Annotated in this window: 22 protein-coding genes and 1 pseudogene; 11 read left to right on the top strand and 12 right to left on the bottom strand. The window is 72.9% G+C overall.

Annotated features, from left to right (window positions below; translation table 11 throughout):
• From AC5P09_RS39690 to AC5P09_RS39665, 6 genes and pseudogenes are all read right to left on the bottom strand, one after another.
• A pseudogene (locus AC5P09_RS39690) lies at window positions 1-164 on the bottom strand (glycosyltransferase family 9 protein); the annotation flags it as partial.
• Entirely contained in the window at window positions 161-751 is a 591-nt protein-coding gene (locus AC5P09_RS39685) for a D-glycero-alpha-D-manno-heptose-1,7-bisphosphate 7-phosphatase (RefSeq protein WP_493878560.1), read from the bottom strand. The gene AC5P09_RS39685 and the pseudogene AC5P09_RS39690, both read right to left, overlap by 4 nt.
• Window positions 748-1,776 carry a glycosyltransferase family 2 protein gene (locus AC5P09_RS39680; RefSeq protein WP_493878559.1) on the bottom strand — a complete coding sequence of 343 codons (1,029 nt, stop codon included), beginning with the start codon at window positions 1,774-1,776 and terminating at the stop codon, window positions 748-750. The genes AC5P09_RS39685 and AC5P09_RS39680 overlap by 4 nt, the downstream gene beginning before the upstream one ends.
• Window positions 1,773-3,416, bottom strand: a complete 1,644-nt coding sequence (locus AC5P09_RS39675; protein ID WP_493878558.1) for a carbamoyltransferase family protein — start codon at window positions 3,414-3,416, stop codon at window positions 1,773-1,775. The genes AC5P09_RS39680 and AC5P09_RS39675 overlap by 4 nt, the downstream gene beginning before the upstream one ends.
• Before the next feature lie 197 nt (window positions 3,417-3,613).
• Window positions 3,614-4,576, bottom strand: a complete 963-nt coding sequence (locus tag AC5P09_RS39670; protein WP_493878557.1) for a UDP-glucuronic acid decarboxylase family protein — start codon at window positions 4,574-4,576, stop codon at window positions 3,614-3,616.
• Window positions 4,577-4,670: 94 nt separating this feature from the next.
• Complete coding sequence (locus AC5P09_RS39665) at window positions 4,671-5,576, bottom strand: SDR family oxidoreductase (protein ID WP_493878556.1); 906 nt, start codon at window positions 5,574-5,576, stop codon at window positions 4,671-4,673.
• A gap of 284 nt (window positions 5,577-5,860) precedes the next feature.
• On the opposite strand from AC5P09_RS39665, the gene AC5P09_RS39660 reads away from it, so the two are divergent.
• From AC5P09_RS39660 to AC5P09_RS39650, 3 genes are all read left to right on the top strand, one after another.
• Window positions 5,861-6,430: a hypothetical protein gene (locus AC5P09_RS39660; protein ID WP_493878555.1), complete on the top strand. Its 570-nt coding sequence runs from the start codon at window positions 5,861-5,863 to the stop codon at window positions 6,428-6,430.
• Window positions 6,427-6,579, top strand: a complete 153-nt coding sequence (locus tag AC5P09_RS39655; RefSeq protein ID WP_493878554.1) for a hypothetical protein — start codon at window positions 6,427-6,429, stop codon at window positions 6,577-6,579. The genes AC5P09_RS39660 and AC5P09_RS39655 overlap by 4 nt, the downstream gene beginning before the upstream one ends.
• 67 nt (window positions 6,580-6,646) lie before the next feature.
• On the top strand, window positions 6,647-7,612 hold the full coding sequence (locus tag AC5P09_RS39650) for a D-2-hydroxyacid dehydrogenase family protein (RefSeq protein ID WP_493878553.1): 966 nt from the start codon (window positions 6,647-6,649) through the stop codon (window positions 7,610-7,612).
• 61 nt (window positions 7,613-7,673) lie between these two features.
• On the opposite strand, the gene AC5P09_RS39645 is transcribed toward AC5P09_RS39650, so the two are convergent.
• From AC5P09_RS39645 to AC5P09_RS39630, 4 genes are all read right to left on the bottom strand, one after another.
• The gene (locus tag AC5P09_RS39645) at window positions 7,674-8,540 is read right to left on the bottom strand and encodes a tyrosinase family protein (protein WP_493878552.1); all 867 of its coding nucleotides are present in this window, start codon (window positions 8,538-8,540) and stop codon (window positions 7,674-7,676) included.
• Entirely contained in the window at window positions 8,524-9,003 is a 480-nt protein-coding gene (locus AC5P09_RS39640) for a tyrosinase family oxidase copper chaperone (RefSeq protein WP_493878551.1), read from the bottom strand. The genes AC5P09_RS39645 and AC5P09_RS39640 overlap by 17 nt, the downstream gene beginning before the upstream one ends.
• A gap of 291 nt (window positions 9,004-9,294) precedes the next feature.
• Entirely contained in the window at window positions 9,295-9,576 is a 282-nt protein-coding gene (locus tag AC5P09_RS39635; RefSeq protein ID WP_493878550.1) for a hypothetical protein, read from the bottom strand.
• Window positions 9,577-9,858: 282 nt separating this feature from the next.
• Window positions 9,859-10,485, bottom strand: coding sequence for a hypothetical protein (locus AC5P09_RS39630; RefSeq protein ID WP_493878549.1), 627 nt, complete (start codon window positions 10,483-10,485; stop codon window positions 9,859-9,861).
• A 471-nt stretch (window positions 10,486-10,956) separates the two neighbouring features.
• Between AC5P09_RS39630 and AC5P09_RS39625 the strand changes: the two genes are divergently transcribed.
• From AC5P09_RS39625 to AC5P09_RS39590, 8 genes are read left to right on the top strand one after another with little or no spacing between them, the layout of a single operon-like run.
• Window positions 10,957-12,171 (top strand): glycosyltransferase, encoded by a 1,215-nt coding sequence (locus tag AC5P09_RS39625; RefSeq protein WP_493878548.1) that lies wholly within the window; start codon window positions 10,957-10,959, stop codon window positions 12,169-12,171.
• Window positions 12,168-13,643 carry an exopolysaccharide biosynthesis polyprenyl glycosylphosphotransferase gene (locus AC5P09_RS39620; protein WP_493878547.1) on the top strand — a complete coding sequence of 492 codons (1,476 nt, stop codon included), beginning with the start codon at window positions 12,168-12,170 and terminating at the stop codon, window positions 13,641-13,643. The genes AC5P09_RS39625 and AC5P09_RS39620 overlap by 4 nt, the downstream gene beginning before the upstream one ends.
• A 6-nt stretch (window positions 13,644-13,649) precedes the next feature.
• On the top strand, window positions 13,650-14,969 hold the full coding sequence (locus AC5P09_RS39615) for an O-antigen ligase family protein (protein ID WP_493878546.1): 1,320 nt from the start codon (window positions 13,650-13,652) through the stop codon (window positions 14,967-14,969).
• Window positions 14,966-16,612, top strand: coding sequence for a murein biosynthesis integral membrane protein MurJ (gene murJ, locus AC5P09_RS39610; protein WP_493878545.1), 1,647 nt, complete (start codon window positions 14,966-14,968; stop codon window positions 16,610-16,612). Before AC5P09_RS39615 ends, murJ begins: the two co-directional genes overlap by 4 nt.
• Window positions 16,596-17,378, top strand: a complete 783-nt coding sequence (locus AC5P09_RS39605; protein WP_493878544.1) for a polysaccharide deacetylase family protein — start codon at window positions 16,596-16,598, stop codon at window positions 17,376-17,378. The genes murJ and AC5P09_RS39605 overlap by 17 nt, the downstream gene beginning before the upstream one ends.
• An 18-nt stretch (window positions 17,379-17,396) precedes the next feature.
• A complete protein-coding gene (locus AC5P09_RS39600; protein WP_493878561.1) occupies window positions 17,397-18,563 on the top strand; it encodes a glycosyltransferase in 1,167 nt (388 codons plus the stop codon).
• Complete coding sequence (locus AC5P09_RS39595; protein ID WP_493878543.1) at window positions 18,560-19,243, top strand: lipopolysaccharide biosynthesis protein; 684 nt, start codon at window positions 18,560-18,562, stop codon at window positions 19,241-19,243. The genes AC5P09_RS39600 and AC5P09_RS39595 overlap by 4 nt, the downstream gene beginning before the upstream one ends.
• Entirely contained in the window at window positions 19,240-20,382 is a 1,143-nt protein-coding gene (locus tag AC5P09_RS39590; protein ID WP_493878542.1) for a GNAT family N-acetyltransferase, read from the top strand. The genes AC5P09_RS39595 and AC5P09_RS39590 overlap by 4 nt, the downstream gene beginning before the upstream one ends.
• A 27-nt stretch (window positions 20,383-20,409) precedes the next feature.
• On the opposite strand, the gene AC5P09_RS39585 is transcribed toward AC5P09_RS39590, so the two are convergent.
• Both AC5P09_RS39585 and AC5P09_RS39580 read right to left on the bottom strand, forming a co-directional pair.
• On the bottom strand, window positions 20,410-21,633 hold the full coding sequence (locus AC5P09_RS39585) for a glycoside hydrolase family 26 protein (protein WP_493878541.1): 1,224 nt from the start codon (window positions 21,631-21,633) through the stop codon (window positions 20,410-20,412).
• Window positions 21,634-21,844: 211 nt separating this feature from the next.
• A partial coding sequence (locus AC5P09_RS39580) for an LPXTG cell wall anchor domain-containing protein (protein WP_493878540.1) occupies window positions 21,845-22,099 on the bottom strand: 255 nt, incomplete at its 5' end.

The raw sequence follows: 22,099 nt of genomic DNA, 5'->3' as shown, positions 1-22,099 counted from the left end.
CACACCAGGATGTCGTCCACCCCCGGCAGCAACCGGGCCGCAGGAGCACCCCGCGGCCCGCACAACACCGTCACCGACTCCGCCCGGGCCGCCACCGCCCGAACCGCCGGCCCCGCCAGCAACACATCACCGAAACTGTCCAACCGCGCCACCAGAGCCTTCACCGCCGCCACCCACCCATGTCGTAGGCGGCCTCGATGGGCCGTTCGTCGGCCAGGACCCGGCCCGTCGGCGGCCCGTTCAGCACTGCCCGGACGGCGGTCAGGACGTCGGGGGCCACATGGTCCGCGGCTGCCGTCTCCTCCGGGCGGGTCTGCGGGGTGGGGACGAGGATGCCGTGGGCGCCGGCCCGGCGTGCGGCCTCGACGTCGCCGCCGATGTCGCCGATCACCACGCAGTCCGAGGGGGCCGTGCACAGGCGTCCGGCCGCCCACAGGATGAGGCCGGGTTCGGGTTTGCGGCAGTGGCAGCCGTCGTCGGGGCCGTGCGGGCACACGCCCCACACGTCGAAGGGGCCGAGGAGGTCGTCGACGCGATGGTTGACGCGGCGGACGTCGGCGTCGGTGAGCAGCCCGCGCGCGATGCCGGACTGGTTGGTGATGACGCCGGTGCGGATGCCGCGCGAGCGCAGCAGGCCGAGTGCCTCGCGGGCGCCCTCGACGGGGCGGACGCGGTCGGGGTCGCCGTTGTAGGGCACGTCGTGGACGAGGGTGCCGTCACGGTCGAACAGCACGGCGTTGACGCGGCTCATGGCGCCACCTCCCGCCAGGCGGGGGCGTGCCGGTGCCGCCACAGGCCGTTCAGCCAGTGCCAGGTCGCCGCGGGCGGGATCAGCGCACTGGTCACGAGCATGGTGGTCACCTCGTACCGGGTGCGTGGCCCGGCCACGATGCGCGCCCGGGCGAACTCGCCGGTGCCGACGGCCCAGCCCAGCGCGGCCGTCGCGGCGGCCCGGCGGCGTCCGGCGACGGCGAGCCCGCACGCGGCGGCACCGGCCGCGGTGACCGCGAGGTGCGTGCGCAGCCGGCCGCGCGGGGCGATGGCCTTCTGCCACCAGTCGGGCCCGTGCAGATGCCGCATCAGGGCGTCGTCGGCGTTGCCGCGCTGGGCACGCAGGGACACCCAGCGGTCGGCGGGGCGCACGGGGTGACGGGTGGTGCGGCGGCCCTGCCGGATGCGCCAGCCCGCGTCGAGGACCCGCAGGGCGAGGTCGGCGTCCTCGCGGAAGGCCCGCCGGAAGCGCTCGTCGAAGCCGCCGACCTGCTTCAGCGCGTCGGTGCGGTAGGCCATGTCGGCGGTGATCCAGCGGGCCTGCGCGAGACCGGCGGTGCCCCGTTCCCAGTCGGTGGGGCGCCGCTCACCGGGCAGCGGCACGGCGATCACGCCCTGCACGCCGGCGGTGTCGGGGCTCGTGTCGGCCAGGTCCTCGACCAGCTGATCGCACCAGTGCGGGCCGACCTGGACGTCGTCATCGAGGAAGGCCACCCAGGGCGAAGTGACGGCGCGCAGGCCGGTGTTGCGGGCGGCGGCGGGTCCGCGTCCGCCGCTCGCCACCACGATCGTGCGCTCACGCAGGTCGCCCAGCACGCTCAGCGGGTGCTCCCACCGCCCGGGATCGGGGTCGGGCCGGTCGTCGACCAGGACGATCTCGTCCGGCTTCGGGCCGGTCGCGGCGACCAGCGCGGCCAGACAGTCGGCCAGCGTGTCCCGCACCAGCGTCGGAACGACCACGGCGTAGGCGGTGTGGGTGCGGGTCGCACCGTTCGGGCCGGTCATCCGAACGCCTCCCCCCGGCGCCCCCGACGCACCACGTACGGCCCGATCGCCAGCAGGTCCACCGGCGCGGAACCGAAGCACTCCAGCGCGTCCCGCGGATCGTCGACCATCGGCCGCCCCGCGGTGTTCAGGCTGGTGTTGACCACCACGGGCAGCCCGGTCCGCCGCTCGAAGGCCCGCAGCATCCGCGCCACGAGCGGTTCCCGCCGCTCCTCCACCGTCTGGATCCGCGCCGTCCCGTCCACGTGCACCACGGCCGGAATCCGCTCACGCCACTCCCCCGCCACCTCGTGCACGAACAGCATGTACGGGCTCGGCAACGGCCCCACGAACAGCTCACCGGCCCGCTCCCCCAACACCATCGGCGCCACCGGCCGGAACTCCTCACGGCCCTTGACCCGATTCAGCCGCTCCAGGTTCTCCGCCCGCCCCGGATGCGCCAGCAACGACCGATGTCCAAGAGCCCGCGGCCCGAACTCACTCCGCCCCTGGAACCACGCCACCACCCCGTCCCGCGCCAGCTCCTCGGCCACCGCCTCGGCCACATCGTCGGGCCGCTCGAACGGCACGGCGGCCTCCTCCAGCCAGACCCGCAGCTGCTCATCGCTCCAGCCCCGCCCGAGGTCCGCGCCCGGCATGGGCAGCGGCCGCTCGTCCTGCCCGGCCACGTGCAGGGCGCCGCCCAGCGCGGTCCCGGCGTCCCCGGCGGCGGGCTGCACCCACACGTGCCGGTACGGACCCCGCGCGGCGATCTTCGAGTTGGCGACACAGTTCAGGGCCACCCCGCCCGCCATCGCCAGCGCCTCGCCCCCGGCCTCCCGGTGCAGCCAGTGCACCAGCTCCAGCAGCACCTCCTCCAGCACCGCCTGAGCACTGGCCGCCAGATCGGCATGGACCTGGGTCCAGTCCTCGCCCGGGGCGCGGGGCGGGGCCAGAGCCGCCCAGTCCACGCCGTGCGCGCGAAAACCGCCGCCGCCGGTGGCATGCACGTCCTGCCGCAGCTGCGGCAGGAAACGCGGCGTGCCATAAGAGGCGAGCGCCATCACCTTGTACTCGTCGCTGCTGCGCAGGAAGCCGAGATGCTCGGTGAGCTCCTCATACAGCAGCCCCAGCGAATCGGGCAGCGCCTGCGCCGCCAGCACATCCAGCTTGCCCTCCCGGTACCGGCCCGCCAGATGCGAGGCCGCCTCACCCCGCCCGTCCAGCACCAGCACCGCACTGTCCGGATACGGCGAGGCAGGCGCGGCGGAGGCGGCGTGCGCCACGTGATGCGGCACGAACACCACCCGCTCCGCATCCAGCCCCGGCAGCGTCTCCGCCAGAAACTCCGGAGCCCGCCGCGCGTACTCCAGCCGCAGCGGATCCCATGGATCGTCCAGCCCCATCTCCCCCGCGGGCCGGGCCAGCTTCGGATCGAAGGAGTAGGCGACCGCGTCCAGCTCCTCCGCCCGCACGCCGGCCCGCTCCAGACACCAGCGGGCCGACAGCTCCGGCAGCTCCCACGCCGAGAACGGCACCGGCCGCTTGCCGTGCTTGCGACGACTGAAACGCTCCTCCTCCGCCGCGGCGACCGTCCGGCCGTCCACCAGCAGCGCGGCAGCCGGGTCATGGAACAGGGCGTTGATACCAAGGATGCGCATGAGGGGTCGCTCCATCCCGGAGGCTTCTGGGTTCACGCTTCCGGCTTCGCGAGTGCCGCCGCCGCGGCTGTCTCAAACACTTGGAGACAACTCGGTACAAATAGCCACTTATTTTGACTGTACGAAGCCGCTCAGGCGCGCAGGGTCACACACCCTGGAACGGAAGCGCTGACTGCCAGGGTCGAAGAATGCTCGTATCAGGCGGCCACGGACCGGGTGAACCAGTCGATCGTGCGGGCCAGGCCCGCGTTCCAGTCGACCCGCTGCTGCCAGCCGAGCCGTTCCCGCGCGAGGCGGGTGTCGGGCCGGCGCCGGGCGGGATCGTCGACCGGGCGTTCGATGAACCGGATACGGGAGGCCGAACCGGCGAGATCGACGATGCGGCGGGCGAGTTCGAGCATCGTGATCTCCTCGACGCCGCCGATGTTCACGGGCCCCGGCTCGTCGGAGGCCGCCAGGGCGAGGATGCCGTCGACCGTGTCGTCGACGTAGCACAGCGAGCGCGTCTGACTGCCGTCGCCGGCGACGGTCAGCGGTGCCCCGTCCAGTGCCTGGGCGATGAACGTGGGCACGGCGCGGCCGTCGCCGCCACGCATGCGCGGGCCGTAGGTGTTGAAGATGCGGACGATGGCCGCGTCGGTGCCGTGCACCCCCCGGTGGGCGGTGACCAGGGCCTCGCCGAAGCGCTTGGACTCGTCGTAGACGCTGCGCGGGCCGACCGGGTTGACGTTGCCCCAGTACGTCTCCGTCTGCGGATGCTCCAGCGGATCGCCGTACACCTCGGAGGTGGAGGCGAGGACGAAGCGGGCGTCGTCGCGGCGGGCGCGCTCCAGCGCGTGACGGGTGCCGTCGCTGCCGACGGCGAGGGTCTCCAGCGGCAGCCGCAGATAGTCGGCGGGCGAGGCCGGGCAGGCGAAGTGCAGGACCAGGTCGAAACGGCCGGGCAGCGTGCGCCAGGCCGCGGGATCGGTGGCGTCGGCCCGCACGAAGCGGAAACCGTCGTGTTGCTGCAGGTCCGCCACGTTGGCGCGGGAGCCGGTGGCCAGGTTGTCGAGGCATACGACATCGGCACCTGTGGCGAGCAGCCGCCTGCACAGGTGCGATCCCACGAATCCGGCTCCGCCGGTCACCAGGGCCCGGCGGAAGACGCGTCCACTCATCCGGCTCTCCTCGCTCTCGCCATCCTGCGCGTGCTGACCTGAGTAACCCCGACACGAACTCGAAAAACGTGGTCGGCCCTGGGCTCCCTGTGTCTCACCTGGTGTCGGCGATACCGCCGGTCACGGCGATCACCTCGCCGACCGTGTAGCTGGAGTCGGCGTCGGAGGCGAGGTAGACGTACGTCGGTGCGATCTCCTCGGGCTGGGCCGCTCGGCCCAGTGGTGCTTCGCTGCCGATGTGGGCCAGGCCGTCCGGCGGCATGTTCTGGTCCGCCTCGTTGAGCGGCGTCCAGGTCGGCCCCGGTGCCACCACGTTGGCGCGCACGCCCCGTTGGGCCAGGTGACTGGCGAGCGACTTGTTCAGGGTGACCAACGCGGCCTTGGACGCCGCGTAGTCGATCATCGTCGTACTGCCCTTGAGGGCTTCCTCCGTCGCGGTGGCGATGACCGCGTCGCCGGGCCGGAAGTGCGGCAGTGCCGCCATGACCAGGTGGAAGTACGCGTAGACGTTGGTCTTGAACGTCCGGTCGAAGTCCTCGGCCGTCAGCTGCTCCAGCTCCAGCTTGGTGTTGAGATACGCGGCATTGCTCACCAGGACGTTCGGCCCGCCGAGTTCGGCCGCGGTCCGCTCGACGGCTTCGCGGCAGAACGCCGGGTCCGTGAGGTCGCCGGGCAGCAGCAGGCAGCGCCGGCCCTGCTCCTCCACCTCACGCCGTACCTGCTCCGCGTCCACCTGCTCGTCCGGCAGGTACACGAGGGCGACATCCGCGCCCTCCCGCGCGTACAACAGGGCGACCGCCCGTCCGATGCCGGAATCACCACCCGTGATCAGGGCGGCCTTCCCCTCCAGTTTTCCGCAGGCGCGATACCGGCCCGCCCGGTAGCGCGGCGCGGTGCGCATGTCGGCCTCCAGGCCGGGGCGCTGCTGCTTGTCGGAGTCGTAGGGCGGTGCGGGTTCGGAGACGATCTGCGGTGCGGACTCGTCGTGCTCGGGCTGCAAGGCTGCTTCCCTTTCGTCGGTGCCGTCCACGGCGGGCGGGCGTACATACGCGCTCCGCGCCGTGATTCCCCACACCGCGTGCCCGATGCGGCGGCAGCCACGCACACGACGGTGGAGCCCCGCTGCCTGCGGAGTCGCGAACTCCGCAGCCCCGCCCTCCCCGTCGCGGGATGCGACTCGAGACGGCGCCGTCACCGTGCCGCGCAGTGTGACCGGCCCCTTCGGGGTACTCGGCCGACGCCGGACGTCGCCGACGCGCCACCGAGCGCAGAGGGAGAGGTGTCATGGACGACCACCGGAGCCGAACCGACACAAACCTGCTCGGCATCTATCTCAACGATCACCTCGCCGGTTCCACCCTCGGCGTGGACCGGGCCCGGATGCTGGCCGACGCCGAGTCCGAGCGGGACCTCGAGCTCGCCGACACGGTACGGCCGGTCGCCGAAGAGATAGCCGAGGACAGGGCGAGCCTGCTGCAGATCATGCGGTCTCTCGACGTCCCCGTACGCCGCTACAAGATCGTCGCGGGCCGGCTGGCCGAGCGAGCGGGCCGACTCAAGGCCAACGGGCGGCTCGTCCGCCGTTCCCCGCTCACCCCCATGCTGGAGCTTGAGCTGCTGCGCCTGGGCGTCGAAGGGAAGGCCGCCGGCTGGCGGACGCTGCGCCGGCTGTCCGACGCCGACCCCCGCCTCGACCCCGCACAGCTCGACAACCTGCTCGAACGCGCCCATCGGCAGCTGGACACGCTGGAACAGCTGCGCGTGCGACAGATCACGGAGACCTTCCGCCAGACCGACGACCGGACCGACGACCAGACCGACGACCGGACCGCACCCCAGGAGTCACGCTCATGAGCGACCACACCCCCTCCCAGGCCGAGGGCGAGCCCGACGCCCCCGACACCCGGAACACGGCCGACGAGCCCACTCCGGACCACCCGACGCCGTCCCAGGCCGAGGGCGACCGCGACGACCTGCCTGACGACGCCGACGACGACTCCTGAATCCGGCCTCTTCCCCTCACGCGTGTACCGTCACGTCACCGACGAGAGGCGAGAGGGGAAAGACGACGTGCGACTTCGCTGTGCGGTGCTGGACGACTTCCAGGGGGCGGCGGCCCGGTCGGCCGACTGGTCGGCGGTCGAGGAGGAGGTGGAGGTCGTGGCGCTGCGCGAGCACCTCGCCGACGAGGACGCCCTCGCCGCGGCCCTCGCCGACGTCGACATCGTGGTCACCCTGCGCGAACGCGTGCCGTTCCCGGCCTCGTTGTTCACCCGTCTGCCCCGGCTGAAACTGCTCGTCGCCTCCGGCATGCGCAACTCGGTCATCGACTACGCCGCCGCCGAGGCCCACGGCGTCACCGTCTGCGGTACGGCCAGCTCCTCCACCCCGCCCGTCGAACTGACCTGGGCCCTGCTGCTCGGCCTCGCCCGCGGGATCGTCGAGGAGAACAACGCCCTGCGCTCCGGCGGCCCTTGGCAGCAGACGGTCGGCGCCGACCTGCACGGCCGCCGCCTCGGACTGCTCGGCCTCGGCAAGATCGGCAGCCGGGTGGCCCAGGTCGGCCTCGCCTTCGGCATGCGGGTCGGCGCGTGGAGCCAGAACCTCACCAAGGAGCGGGCGGACGAGGTGGGCGTCGAACTCGCCCCCTCCCTGCCCGACCTCCTCACCACCGCCGACTTCGTCTCGGTCCACCTCGCGCTCGGCGACCGCACCCGCGGCCTGCTCGGCCCCGCCGAACTCGCCCTCCTCAAGCCGACCGCCTACCTGGTCAACACCTCGCGCGCCGCGATCGTCGACCAGGACGCCCTCCTCGCCGCCCTCACCGAGGGCCGCATCGCCGGCGCCGGAGTCGACGTCTTCGACACCGAGCCCCTCCCCGCCGACCACCCGATGCGCACGGCCCCCCGCCTGCTCGCCACCCCGCATCTCGGCTACGTGTCCCAGGCCAACTACGCGACGTACTACGGCCAGGCGGTCGAGAACATCGAGGCCTACCTGGCCGGTTCGCCCGTGCGACTCCTCTCGCCCCACTGAGGCGCAGGCCTCGGAAGACCTCGGCATACGCGCAACGCTCCCCGCACGCGGCCCGTACGGGCTACGCGTACCGGTAGATCCGGCTGTGGTCCTCCGCCTCGTCCGGTGTGACGTCCCACGGCGGCATCTTCTCGTGCCGCGCGACGACCCGGCCCCGCTGGGCGTCGCCCCGGGCGAGCGGCTTCGCGGGGAGATAGCGGGCGCCCCGGTGCCGTCGTTGCCAGCGGGACCAGAGGAGGTCGACGAAGGCGTGGTGCATCCAGAAGACGGGGTCGTTGACGGACGCGCCGCCCACCATGTGGCCGCCGACCCAGCGGTGGACCCGGTTGTGGGTACGCCACGAAGTGGGGCCCCGCCCGGGCCCCCAGCCCTCCAGCTTGTTACGGAACCCTTTGGTGGACGTGGAGTTCCAGGGCACCGTGTCGTAGACGGGCTCGTCGAGGACCGCTTCCACATCGTCGGTCGTGGGCAGCGTGATCGGGTCCCGGGTGCGGCCCAGATCGCGGGTGAGGTACTCGGTGTCCGTGATCCCCACCTTGATCGTCCACTTGCCGTTGCGGTAGGCGAAGGGGCCGGTCATGACCTGCCGGTCGGAACGCCGCCCGGTGCCGCCGAGCAGGTCCTCGGTCCACGGCACGGCCGTCGGGGTGCGGTTGCTCGTCCAGTCCCAGTACGGCACGGTGACCGACTCGTCCACGCGGCGCAGCGCACGCTCCAGGTCCAGCAGGAGCATGCGGTGCCAGGGCAGGAAGGAGGGAGCCATGTGGGCAGCGCGCAGGCCGGCCTCACCGTCGGAGGTGTAGTACTCGATGTGCGTGCGCACGAACTCGTCGTACTCACCGCGCCGTTTGAGCTCAAGCAGCGCGTTGACGAACCGGCGCCGCTCGGACCGGGTGAGCGTGCTGACGTCCTTACGCGTGTACACCACTGTGATGCCCCCTCCTGGCTCCCTCGTCCCCGCTCGGCATACCGGTGCCGTTCGTACGGCCGTGCCCGTGGTCCGGCGCGCGCAGCCGTTCGGCCGGGCCGAGTTCGTCGACGGCCGCACGCGCGGCGGCCAGCGGAGTCGGATACGACCTGTAATGCTCGACCACGGTCACCCAACTGCCGTCCGCCCGGCGCATCAGGTGCAGCGGCCTGCCGTCCACTGTGACGTGCCATGCGGGGGAGCCGCCGCCCCCGAGCCGCCCGGAGCCGTGCCGGGAGCCGACGATGCGACGCCCGCGATACGTCTCGTCGAACCGCACCTTCTCCGGCCCGGCCGAACCCGACGCCACCAGAGCCGGCGAAAGCGCCGCCCCGACCGCCGACGCGAACAATCCCAGCACCACCCGCCGCCGTCCCGTGGGCTTGGCGTGGTGAACGGCGGGCGCCCCGGCCGCAGGGCTCATGGAGTCGGCCGCGGTGTCCCCTGTCGGCGGCCGGGGTGGTTTGGTGTGTGGCAATGTCTATTTCCTCTTCATCCGGAGAGGCACTGGCTCGACGCACCTGAACGCGTCACCGTGAACGCACGGAACGGTTTGCCGGTCGCCATGCGGCACACGGTCTCCGGGCCGATCCCGCACGAGGCGGAATCGGCCCGGAGACGTCGGCATGCGCCTGAGACAAAAAGCCCGACAGGAAGCCCGGGATAAGTCCGAGCGACCGCCTGAGGCGAAAGAGCGTGGAGGTACGGCTCAGCCCTACAGAGACAGGGCGTCCGTCCTCAGCTGACCGTGGGCTGCCTGGTTGAGGGTGCTGTTCGCACCCTTGGCGGTCCTGGACACGACACCGTTGCTCTCCGTGTTGAGCAGCTCCGGCTGGTACTTCTCCACCCGGTCGTCGACCCGGTTCGCGAGCTTGTCCACCGTTCCGGTGACGGCGGTGGCGCTGAGGTCCGAACCGTCGAGAGCGAAGGCGGGGGTGGCGGCACCGGCCACGATCAGGGACCCGACTACGACGGCGGCAGCCTTCAGAGACTTCATCGTGTTCCTTTCTGCGGCAACTCGAAAGTCACCAGGGGAAATTGCTTCACCGTCCCCAACGAGCCCCAAGCGCAACGGAAACCCCGAACACAGAAAATTCCGGCGGCTCACACGGAAGCTCACCCGAATGAAGGGCATGTCTTATCCGCCTTTCTCATCCTCGCATGAACAGGGGAAAGACTGATCCTGCCGCCGAAAAACGGACGTCGTACCGGCCCGCCGCAGGGCCGGTACGACGTCCGGGCCGTGTGCCTGCTTCGCCTCAGGCGCGGCCACCCACCGTCAGGAAGGCAGCGGGACGGGCAGGCTGGGGAGAGGCAGATTCAACTGGCCGAGGATGGCGAGGACGGCGCCCCCGAGAGCTCCCACCACTTCCGTGGCCGCGGGGAGCACGCTGGTCGGGTCACCGGACGTGGCGGCCTCAAGCACCTTCTGGAGGGCGTTCTGCAGGGCGGCGAGCGCGTCGCTCACGGCGTCGGCGGGCACCTTCGCGTCGGCACGCGCCGGGCCGACCGCCAGTGACGGCGGCACGGCCGCCGGGCTCGCCGACGCCGTCGGGGCATTCGGCGCCGCAGGAGTGGCGGAGGTCGTCGAGGCCATGGTGGCGGCGGCTGTGGTGATGGCGGCCTTGGCGGCGCCGCCGAGCCTGGTCGCTTCCGTGGCGGAAAGCTGGCCATTGTCGGCGTTGACCACGGCGTCCACCAGCGCGGTGACCCGGGTCGTCATGGTGCTGAGATCGTTCAGCTGCTTGACCTGCCCACGGAGGACTTCCGCATTGGCGAGGGGCGCTGCCTCGTGGGTGTGGTCGTGCGCCGTGTCGGCCGCCAGGGCGGCGGGGGCCGTGACGCCGAGCAGAAACGCGGCGCAGAGTGCGGACGAAGCGATGCGCCGTCCAGACAAAGCGGGCATGGAGGTTCCTTTCGCAGATGTGCGCAGGGTCTTGCGTCCACCGTGAAACGGATGACTCCCCTCTGCAACTGCTTGGATGCTCTAAGTAACAACAGCTTTGTCGAATGAGCTGCGTCGTCGCTGGTCAGGGGGCACATCGGGAGGCCCACCCACTCAATCCACGTTCGGCGCAAAGTCCGCGACCGCAAACCGCCGCAACCGTGGAGGACGCCCCGCGAAGAAGCACGGCCAAACGGGACGCCGGCGCCGGATCACCCGAGCGCAACATGCCTGCTCAGCTTGCGCGATACATCTCAAATGCCGGGTTAAAGTGACGCGCCGATCCCATCGGAATCCTGATATTTCCTGTGAAAGGGCAACGCCGGTCATGCGTCTCTCCCAGGGACTTTGCTTGACGACACGCACGGGGATCCCCCTGCCCGACGGCCCGTCGGGGCGGGACCGCCGCCGTCCGGGTCGTTCCGCCCGGTGATGACCGGCCGGCCTTCCGGAGCATCGCGCGGCACCGCCCAACGGGGTGCCGCGCCGCACGTCCTCCACGTCACCCAGCCGGTGGACGGTGGTGTCGCCGGCGTCGTGACCGAGCTGGTACGCGCGCAGCGGGCGGCCGGTTTCGACGTCACGGTCGCGTGCCCCGACGGCGGCCTCGGGCAGGCACTGCGGGAACTCGGCGCGGGCGTACGGCACTGGCCCGCCACACGGGCGCCGGGACCGTCGCTTCCCGGTGAGGTACGCCGACTCACGCGTGTCGTCGAGGAGATCCGGCCCGATGTGCTGCACGCGCACAGCGCCAAGGCCGGGCTCGCCGCCCGGCTGACGGTACGGGGACGCATCCCGACCGTGTTCCAGCCGCACGCCTGGTCGTTCGAGGCGGTCGGCGGGGTCACGAGGGCGGTCGCCACGATGTGGGAGCAGTGGGGGGTGCGATGGGCCGCCCGCGTGGTGTGCGTCAGCGAGGCAGAGCGCCTCAGGGGCCTGCGGGCCGGGGTGCGCGCCCACTGGCGGGTGATCCCCAACGGCATCGACCCGGCTCGCTTCCGCCCCGCCGCCGCCGACACCGTACGCGCCGCCCTCGCGCCGCTCGCCGGCCTCGATCCGGCCGCCTTGCTGGTGGTCTGCGTGGGGCGCCTGTGCCGGCAGAAGGGGCAGGACGTGCTGCTCGAGGCGTGGTCTTCGGTGCTGCGTCGAGTGCCCGGGGCCCGGCTGGCGCTCGTCGGGGACGGGCCGCAGGAGCGAGGGCTGCGGCACCAAGCGCCCGAGGGAGTGCTGTTCGCCGGGGCCGTTGCCGATCCCGTCCCCTGGTACCAGGCCGCCGACCTGGTCGTGCTGCCGTCCCGCTGGGAGGGCATGGCGCTGGCGCCGCTGGAGGCGATGGCGTGCGGGCGTGCCGTGGTGGTCACGGACGTGGCCGGAGCGCGCGAGAGCCTGCCGCCCGGTCACCGGGCGCACGGTCTGGTGCCCGCCGGCCGGCCGCGCCCGCTGGCCGACGCGCTCACCAGGACGCTGCTCGATCCGTCGCTGCGCGAGTCGCTCGGCCACCAGGGGCGCCGCCATGTACTGACCGCGCACGACGTGCGGCACTCGGCCGAGGCGGTCGCGGACCTCTACCGCGAACTCCTCGACGCCGGGGGCAGGGTGGCCCACCGCGCGGAACACACCGAGTGCAGGGAGCGCATCCGCTCATGACCGCTGAACGTACCCTCCCTCCTCCCGGCGGCCGGCCACCGGAGCACGGACACCCTCCCGTCTCGGTCATCCTCCCGCGCGCAGCCGCCGACGGCCTGCGGCTTCCCGCCGCACAGCGGACCGCGGCGCGGCGCGCCCCCGGGCTGCCCCTGCTCGCGGCGGACGCGGCCGCCGCGCTCACCGCCGCCCTCGCAGTCCCGCTTCCCCTGCTGACCGCGCCACTGCTGCTTCTCGCCGTCCTCTGCCTGAACGCCCGGGCGGCGCTGTACCGTCCCGCCGCCATGCCCGCCGTCCTCGACGAACTCCCAGCCGTCTGCGCCCGAATCGCCGTGAGCTGGTGCGCGCTCGCGGCCCTGGTCGCGGCGCTCTCCCCGGCGTACACCCTGTCCGCCCGCACGTTGCTGACCGGCTGCGTCCTGCAGGCGGTGGCGAGTGGGGCGGGCCGCGGCGCGGTGCACTGGTGCCGCCGCCGGGCGCTGGTCCGTCACCCCGCCGCGACCCTCGTGGCCGGCCCGGCCGCCACCGCCCAGCGCGTGGCCGCCGCTTTCCTGCGCCACCCCGGATGCGGCCTCAGGCCCGTGGGCGTCCTCGCCGACGACGCGGCCGGTGGTGAGGGACTGCCGGTGCTCAGCACCGCCGAGGAGGTACAGCGGGCCGTCATCCAGAACAGCGTCCGGGCCGTGCTCATCGTGGGCGCCACGGGCGAACACGGCGCGCTGCTGCGGGAGTTGTCGGATGCGGGCTGCGAGCTCTGGGAGGTCGACGCGGCCGCAGAGGCGTACGACCGGGCAGGGAGCACCGTGTACGACGAGGCCGGGCGCACGGACCGCTGCCGGGCCCCGCGCGAGCGGATCGCCGGCTTCTCCTGCCGCCGCCTGGATGCCGGCCGACGCCCCGGCAGCCCCGCCAAGCGTGCCCTCGACGTCCTGGTCTCCGGGGCGCTTCTCCTCCTGTCCGGCCCGCTGCTGCTCGTCTGCGCGATCGTGCTGCGGATCAGCGACGGGCCGCGGGTCGTCTTCCGCCAGGAGCGCGTCGGCAAGGACGGCCGCCCGTTCACACTGCTGAAGTTCCGCACCCATCGACCGGCCGACCCGCATGAGGCCGCGACCCGCTGGAGCGTGGCGGACGAACGGCGCATGAGCCGCTTCTGCCGCTTCCTTCGCCGCACCTCACTCGACGAGCTGCCCCAGCTGTGGAACGTCTTCCGGGGCGACATGACCCTGGTCGGACCGCGCCCCGAACGGCCCTACTTCGTCGCTGTGTTCAGCCAGTCCTACCCCGGTTACGCCGCCCGCCACCGCATGCGGACCGGCCTCACGGGGCTCGCCCAGATCCACGGGCTGCGCGGCGACACCTCCATCGAGGACCGCGCCCGGTTCGACAACGCGTACATCGACGACTGGTCGCTGTGGCAGGACGTCTGCATCCTGCTGCGCACGGCCGCCGCGCTCGTCCGGCCGACAGGGAGCTGAACACCGGTGAGTCGTACATGCGCTGTGCCCGCCGCGCGCGGGCTGACACCGGTCCTGCCCGCGGTCGCGGTGATCGCCCTGCTCGCGCTGCCCGTCGCGCCGGGCGGCGAGGGCGGCGCGACCCCCGCCGACGCCGCCTCCGGCGTCGTCGTGCTGTGCTGTGCGGTACGTCTCCTGCGGCACCGGCGGCGCCCCCTGTCGCGCACCGCCGCCGTGGTGCTGGGCCTGCCCGTCGTCGGGGTCACGGTCGCGGCGGTGGGAGCCGGGGTGGCGGGCGCGGCGGTCACGGGTTTCGCGCGCTGTCTGCAGATCTTCGTCCTCGTCCCGGCCGCCGTCCTGCTGCTGGTCCGCGACCGGCGCGACGTCCGGCTGCTGGCCTGGTCGATGGTGGGGCTCGCGTTGTGGCAGGGGGCCGTTGGGGTGCACCAGTACGCGACCGGGACCGGCGCCTCTTACATGGGCCGGGAGATCCGTGCCGTCGGCACCTTCGGCCCCGGCGACATCATGGCGATGGCGACCGTGGTCGCCTGCGGGCTGGTGTGCGCGGTGGGGCTGGCGCTCGGGCCCGCGCCCGTCCGGCAGCAGGTGTGGGCCGTGGTGTGCGCGGCGCTGCTGGTGGTACCGCTGGCGGTGTCCTTCAGCCGGGGCGCGTGGATCGCGACGACCCTGGCCTGTACGGCGCAGCTCGTGCTGGCAGGCCTCAGGCGTGCGGTCGGGGTGGGCGCGGTCGTGGCTGCCGTCGCCGTGATCCTCGTCGGCGGGTTCGGTGTCGGCTCCGCGCTGCTTCAGGACAGGCTCAGCAGCATCGGGCAGGTCGCCGACGCACCCGACCAGTCGGTGTCCGACCGGTACGCCCTGTGGGCGGCGGCCGCCGGCATGTGGCACGAGCGGCCGCTGACGGGAGTCGGCCTCAAGGGCTTCCCCGACCACCGCGACGGGCACGCCTCGCTGGCGCTGTCGTCGGGCAGCGACACCGAGGGCGCGGGTGCGGCGTACCGGAAGCAGCCGCTGCTGTCGCCGCACAGCATGTACCTGCTGGTGCTCGGCGAGCAGGGACTCATCGGACTGCTGACGCTGGCGGGGAGCTGGCTGGCGCTGCTGGTGCTGGTGCTGGGGAAACTGGCCCGCGCCCGGAGAGCACGGGCCCCCGGCCTCGACTGCGCGCTCGTCGCCTGCGGCCTGCTGGTCTGGCATCTGATCAACTTCGCGTACTCCGACATCGGCGGACCCTCGACCGTCCTCACCGCCGTCTGCCTCGGGCTGACGGCGTGGTGGGCGCTGGCAAGTCCCGACCCGGCCGTCTTCGAGGAGGCTGCGGCACGATGACGGTCACCCCACCACGAGCCGGGGACGCCACGGTCCGCCCGGCCTGCCCAGGCACCGAACGCCCGGACACCGGCGTCACCAGGTACGTCTCCCAGAGCTTCCTCGCCAGGGCCGCCCTCGTCACCGTTGCCCTCTCCCTGGCCGGTGCCCTGCTGGGCCTCGGCCGGGACCTGGTGCTGGCCCAGCTCTTCGGGGCCGGGAGCGAGACGGACGCCTTCCTGGTCGCCTGGACCGTGCCGGAGTTCGCGGCGACGCTGCTGATCGAGGACGGGTTGGCCTTCGCCCTCGTACCGGCGTTCAGCGCGGCCCTGGCCCGCCGCGTCCGGGAGGGCACGGGCGACCCGGTGCGCGCCCTGGTCCGCAGCACGCTGCCCCGTCTGACGCTGGCCTTCGCCGTCGTGTCGGTGCTGCTCGTGTGCGGGGCGCCGTACCTGGTCGAGGTGCTGGCGCCGGGACTGGCGAACCCGCAGTTCGCGGTGGACTGCACCCGGCTGACCGGCACCTGCGTCCTGACCTTCGGCCTCGCCGGTTACTGCAGCGCGGTCCTGCGCGCGCACCACCGTTTCGTCGCGCCCGCGGTCATCTACGTCGCCTACAACACCGCCATCATCTCGGCGATGCTCCTCCTCGGCGCGCGCTGGGGTGTACGGGCGGCGGCGGTCGGCGTCGCGGCGGGCGGAGCGCTCATGGTCGTCACCCAACTTCCGTTCCTGCTGAGGCAGTTGCGCCGAGGAGAGACGGCGCCCACAACACCGGCGGAGACGGCGGCGTCCCGGCACGCCATGGGCCTCGCCCTCATCGGCACCGCTGGGCTCTTCGCCCTGTGCCGCCAGTCCCAGGTCCTCGTCGAGCGCTTCCTGGGCTCCACCCTTCCCTCCGGAGCCATCTCTCACCTGAACTACGCCCAGAAGGTGGCCCAGATGCCGATGGTGCTGGCGCTGATGCTGTGCACGGTCACCTTTCCGGTCGTGGCGCAGGCACTCGTCGAGGGCGACACCGAGCGGGCCCGCGATCGCGTCGAACGCGACCTCGCGGTGGTGTCGTACGTCGTGCTGCTCGGCACCGCGGCCGTTGTCGCGTGTGGCCCGCAGCTCGTCCATCTCCTGTTCCAGCGAGGCGCGTTCACCGCGCAGGACACCGCGGCCGCCGCCGCCGTCATGCGCGTGTACGCGCTCGGGCTGCTCGGCCACGCGCTGGTCGGTGCGCTCGTCCGGTCGTACTTCTCCGCGGGGCGGCCCACGTGGTACCCGGTGGCCGCCATGACCGCCGGGGTCGTCGTCACGTCGTGGATCGGCGCGGCAACGGTCGGCTCGTGGGGCGTGCTGGGGATCGCCGCGGCCAACGCCGCCGGCATCACCCTCACCGCCCTGCTCCTGCTGCACGGCATGGAGAGGTGCAGCGTGCCGATCCGCACCCGGCAGGTGCTGGCCCGGATGGGCAGGCCGCTGCGCGCGGCGGTCGTCGCCGGTGGCGTGGGCGCGTTCTGCGCGAGCCGCATCGACTCCCCCGCCCTCGGTCTCGCGGCCGGCGGCGCGACGGTGACCGTCGCCTTCCTCCTGCTCGCCCGCACTCCGGGCGAGCAGGGCCTCATCCCCGTACTCCGTAACGCCCCCCGGAGGATTCCCCATGCCCGTGTCCGCTGACCCCGCACCTTCCACAGGCCCCGCACCCGACACTCGCCCGCGAAGACCCGGCCCACCTCCGTGGGTGGCGATGTACCACTCCGTCGGCTACTGCTCCCACGACCCGTACCGCGTCACCGTCTCGCCCCACCGCCTGGACCGGCAGCTCGGCTGGCTGCGCCGCCGGGGTCTGCGCGGCGTCGGTGTGCGCGAGTTGCTCGCCGCGCGCGCCCGGGGCGCGGGCCAGGACCTGGTGGGGCTGACCTTCGACGACGGGTACGCCGACTTCGTCGCGCATGCCCTGCCGCTGCTGCGTCGCCACGGCTGTAGCGCGACCCTGTTCGTGCTGCCGGGCAGGCTGGGCGGCGACAACGCCTGGGACCCGCTCGGCCCGCGCAGGCCTCTGCTGTCGGCGGCAGGCATCCGGCGCGCCGCCGCCGAGGGCGTCGAGATCGGCTCGCACGGCCTCACGCACGTGGACCTGACCCGGGCCGACGACGCGCTGTTGCACGCCGAGGTGAGCGACAGCAGAGCCCTGCTCTCCGAAGTGGCCGGTACTCCCGTCCACGGCTTCTGCTACCCGTACGGGAAGATCGACCAACGCGCCGTCGACGCCGTACGGGCGGCCGGCTACACCTACGCCTGCGCCGTCGATCCCGGCGACCTGACCGGCCTCCTCGCCCTGCCCCGCGTCCACGTCGGCGAGCGCGACACGGCCTGGCGGCTGCACCTCAAACACCTGCTGCATCGGCTGCCCCCACTGCGCCGTCCCGTCGAGGGGGTGTGAGCCTTGGCGGTACCCGAGTTGAAGGCCCTGCACGTCATCACCGGTCTGGGCGTCGGCGGCGCGGAACAGCAACTCCGGCTGCTGCTGCGCCACCTGCCCGTCGACTGCGACGTCGTGACGCTCACCAACCCCGGTGCGGTCGCCGACGGCCTGAGGGCGGACGGCGTCCGCGTCGTCCACCTGGGCATGACCGGCAACCGCGATCTGTCCGCCCTGCCCCGCCTGGTCCGTCTGATCAGGACCGGCGGCTACGACCTCGTGCACACCCACCTCTACCGGGCCTGCGTGTACGGCAGGATCGCCGCGCGCCTGGCAGGCGTGACGGCCGTGGTGGCCACCGAACACTCCCTCGGCGGCACACAGATGGAAGGCCGGGACCTGAGCACCGGCGTGCGCGCGCTGTACCTGGCCGGCGAGCGGCTGGGCCGCGTCACGGTCGCGGTCTCCGCCGCGGTGGCCGACCGGCTCCGGCGGTGGGGCGTCCCCGAGCCGCGCATCAGGATCGTGCCCAACGGCATCGACGTGGCCCGCTTCCGCTTCGACCCGATCGTCCGCGAACGCACCCGCCGCCGGCTGGGGCTGCCGGAGGACGCGTACGTCATCGGCGGCATCGGCCGGCTGACTTCGGGCAAGCGGTTCGACGTCCTGGTCGACGCGCTCGCCCGGCTCCCCGGCGGCTTCCGGCTGTTGCTGGTCGGCGGCGGCCCTCAGGAGAGCATGCTGCGGCGCACCGCCCAACGGGCCGGGGTGGCCGACCGGGTGCTGTTCACGGGCGAGCGGCCTTACGCGCCCGACGGCACCCCCGGCCCCGATCTGCCGTCACTGACCTCCGCGATGGACGTGCTCGCCTCACCGAGCCCGGAGGAGGCGTTCGGGCTTGCCGTCGTGGAGGGCCTGGCGGCGGGGCTGCCGGTGCTGTACGCCTCCTGTCCGGCCGTCGAGGACCTGCCGCCACGCCTCGCCGCCGGGGCCCGCCGGGTACGGGGCGGCGCGGACGCCTTCGCCCGCGCCCTGACCGAAACGCGCGCCCTGACCGAGGCCGGGCGGTCGCACCCGCCGAGCCGCCCGGCCTCCGCGGCAGCCCGCCACTACTGCATCACGCGCAGCAGCGCACAGCTGATGGCCGTGTACGCGGCCGCCGTCTCCCGCTCGTCTCCCTCACCCCTGGAAGCGACCATCCGATGACCTCCACGATGTCCACGGCAGGATCCTCGTCGTCCCCGGCCTCCGCGACCCGTCGGAGCCCGGTGTTCCGGCGTCTGAGGACGCTGCCGGCATGGTCCCTGATCGCGGCCGGCTCTCTCGCCGGAGCCCTTGCCGGGGGCGCGTACGGCGCGCTCACGCCGCCCGCCTACTCGGCCACGGCGTACGTCGTCGCCGTACCGACCGAGAAATCGGACCCGCAGGCGGCGCTCGGCTTCGCCCAGGCCTACGGCCGGGTCGCCACGCAGCTCGCGGTGCTCGGGGACGCCCAGGTGAAGGCGGACGTGCCGGTGAAGACACTGCGCGACAACGTGCGGGCGGCGACCTCACCGGACGCTCCGATGGTCGCCGTGACGGCCACCGCAGCGCGCGCCGATCTCGCCGTCGACATGGCCAACGCGGTCACCGGCGCGCTGACCCGGCACGCCAACCACGCCAAGGACGCCACACATGTCGGACTCCAGCAGTTCTCCCGCGCCGTCAAGCCCACCGAGCCGTCCTCGGCGTCTGCGGCGCTGACCTCTCTGGTGGGCGCGAGCGCGGGCGGCCTGCTGGGCGGCCTCGCGCTGCTGGTCCGCCCGCGGCGCACCACCGCCGACGGCACACGCCCGGCCGTCGTACCTGCTCCGGCCACCGCAGCCGACGCCCACGGACAGCCGTGAGCGGGGTACTGCCGGCCTGCGCGGGCACCCTACGGACCGAACTGTGCACGGACGAGCGGGAGTTCGCCGCACTGGCCCCGGCCTGGGAACGGCTGTACCGCAGGTGCGCTGCGGCAACCCCGTTCCAGAGCCACGCCTGGCTGCACTCGTGGTGGACGTCGTACGGCAGACCCGGCCGACTGCGACTGGTGCTGGTGCGCGACAGCGATGAACGCGGAGAAGGTGGCGAACTCCGCGCAGTCGCGCCGCTGATGCGGATCGTGCGCCCGCTGCCCCGGCTCGTCCCGCTGGGCGTGCCGATCTCCGACTTCGGGGACGTGCTGCTCGACGACGAGTACGCCGACCGGGCGGCGGCCGCGCTGGCCGAGGCCCTGTCGGCGTCCGCCCGTACCGCGCTGATCGACTTCCGCGAGGTACGGCCGAGCGCCGCGGTCGAGCGCGTCTGCGCGCAGTGGCGGGGACCACGCCGCCGGGTACGCGACTCGCTCTGCCTGGACCTGCCCGCCGTGCCGATGGAGGAGCTGACGACCCGGCTGCCGACGGCGAAGGCCCGGCAGGTGCGGGCCAAGCTGCGCAAACTCGCCGCGCTGGGCGTGGCGCACCGGACCACGTCCCCCGACGAAGCGGGCGCGGCGCTACGGCGACTCCTCGCGCTGCACCGGTTGCAGTGGCAGGGCCGCGGGGTGACGCCGGAACACCTTCGGGAGAGGTTCGCCGCACACCTCGTGCGCGCGGTCGTCCCGCTGGTGCGCTCTGGCGACGCCGTGGTCACCGAGTTCCTGCTGGACGGCGAGGTGGTGGCCGTCGACCTGACGCTGCTGTCCCCGCGCCTGGCGGGCTGCTATCTGTACGGCGCCCATCCGCTGCTGCGTGAGCGGAGGGCGGACATCGCCGTGATGCTGCTGGACGTCTGCGCCCGGTACGCCGCCACCGGGGAGCACGGCACGCTCAGCCTGCTGCGCGGCGACGAGCCGTACAAGCTCCGCTGGCGCCCCGAGCCCGTGGTCAACCAGCGGTTGCTGCTGGCCCGACGGCGCACCGCCCCGCTGCTGTCGGCGGTCGCCTGCCACGTCGCCGTACGCAGCCGGGCCAGGGAGGTCGTACGCGGGTGGAAGGAGCGGAACGGCACCAGGACGTGAGCCCCCGGCCGCCGTCAGGGCAGCGGGTCACCGGGTGCGCGACCACCAGTCGAAACGGACGCACAGCTTTCCGCGGAGCCAGTGCTCGACCCAGTCGCCCAGGCTCAGCGGAGAACAGCCCGGGCGCGGCGGCGGCACCGGCGTGGGCCGGGGCGTTGGCACGGGACTGAGCACGGGCGTCGGCACGGGAGTGAGCACGGGCATCGGCACGGTCCCGGTACGGCCGTAGAGCGCGGACCGGTACACCTCGGCCGCCCTCGAGTTCTGCCGGCACTGCCACACACCGTGCGGGCAGTAGTCGGTGAGCGTGTTGTAGAGCGGCTTGTGCTGGTCGATCCAGGCGAGCATGCGCCGCATGTACTCCGCGTTGTCGCCGTTGCGGAACAGGCCCCACTCCGGATACGAGATGGGCTTGCCGTGCTCCTTCGCGAAGTCCACGTGTTTCTGCAGACCGTACGGCTCCGTCACCTGCCCGTCGAAGGACATCCCCTGCGGCTGGTCGTAGGTGTCCATGCCGATGATGTCGACCGTGTCGTCCCCCGGATAACACTCCGTCCAGGGCACGGCATCGAGCCCTCGGCTCGGCGTGAAGTCGAACCGGAACCTCTGCCCCGGCACCGAGCGCATGGTGGTGACGATCCTGTTCCAGTACGTCTTCCAGGCCTGAGGATCCGGTCCGCACCGGTGGGTGTACGTCGCGCCGTTCATCTCCCAGCCGAGCACGAGGACGGTGTCCGGCACCCCCAACGCGACCAGCCCCGCGGCCAGCTGGCGGTAGTGCGCGTCGAACTCCCCGGCCGCGCCCCGGCGCAGCAGGACGCGCACCTCGGCATCGGAGACACCCTCCTCGTTTCGCTCCAGCATGGGCACGTTGAGGACAAGGATCCGGTCGGCCTTCTCCCGGCGCCAGGCCGCCCAGTCGTCGAGGAAGCGGGGTGCGCCCTCGATGTTGCTCCAGACGTCACCCGGCAGATACGTGTGTCCCACGCGCAGTTGGGTGCCCCCCAGCCATCGGCTGAGTCCGGCCGTCAGGGCCACGCCGCGGACGTCGTAGTTGAGGTAGGCGCCGAACGGGGGAAGCGGGGCGAGCGGTGCGGGCGGTTCGCTGGTGGCCGTCGCCATCGGCGTCGCGGGGGCCTCTCCCGGCTCGGCGCCCAGGGCGTGTCCCGGCCCCGGCACCAGTGCGGCCGACGCGACAATGCCGGCCACCACGTACGCGGGCCATCTTCTGCGCCACCGTTGTGCGGCCATGGCTGCTCCTTCGTCCGCTCCACTGATCAGTCATATGTATGCCAATCAGTCAGTTGAGCCCTATCCCTACGCACACCCCGACCACCCTCACGGGTGAGTCATGGGCCGCTCACGGGCCGTACGGGCGGATCGCACCGGTCGAACTTCGGCAGGGTCGGCCAGAACGAACTCGGGTGCCGGACGCGATGCGCCCGGCACCCGGAACGGAGCACTACCGACGAGACGCGGCGCGGCCCCGTCGGTACAGGATGGCGCCGCTCGCCAACAGCAATGCGGCGATACCCGAGGCCGCGAGCGCCTCCTCCCCACCGCCGGTTTCGGCGAGGGAGGGCGGCTTCGGGTGCTCGGTGTGCGGGCGGGTCGGTGGCGACGTGGGCGGCTCGGTCTCCGTCGGCGGCTCGATGGGCGGCTCGGTCTTGGTCGGCGGCTCGATGGGCGGCTCGGTCTTGGTCGGCGGCTCGATGGG

Source organism: Streptomyces sp. a15, from assembly GCF_059026085.1.
The sequence above is the reverse complement of the archived record's forward strand: the minus strand, read 5'-3'. Positions and strand labels throughout refer to the sequence as shown.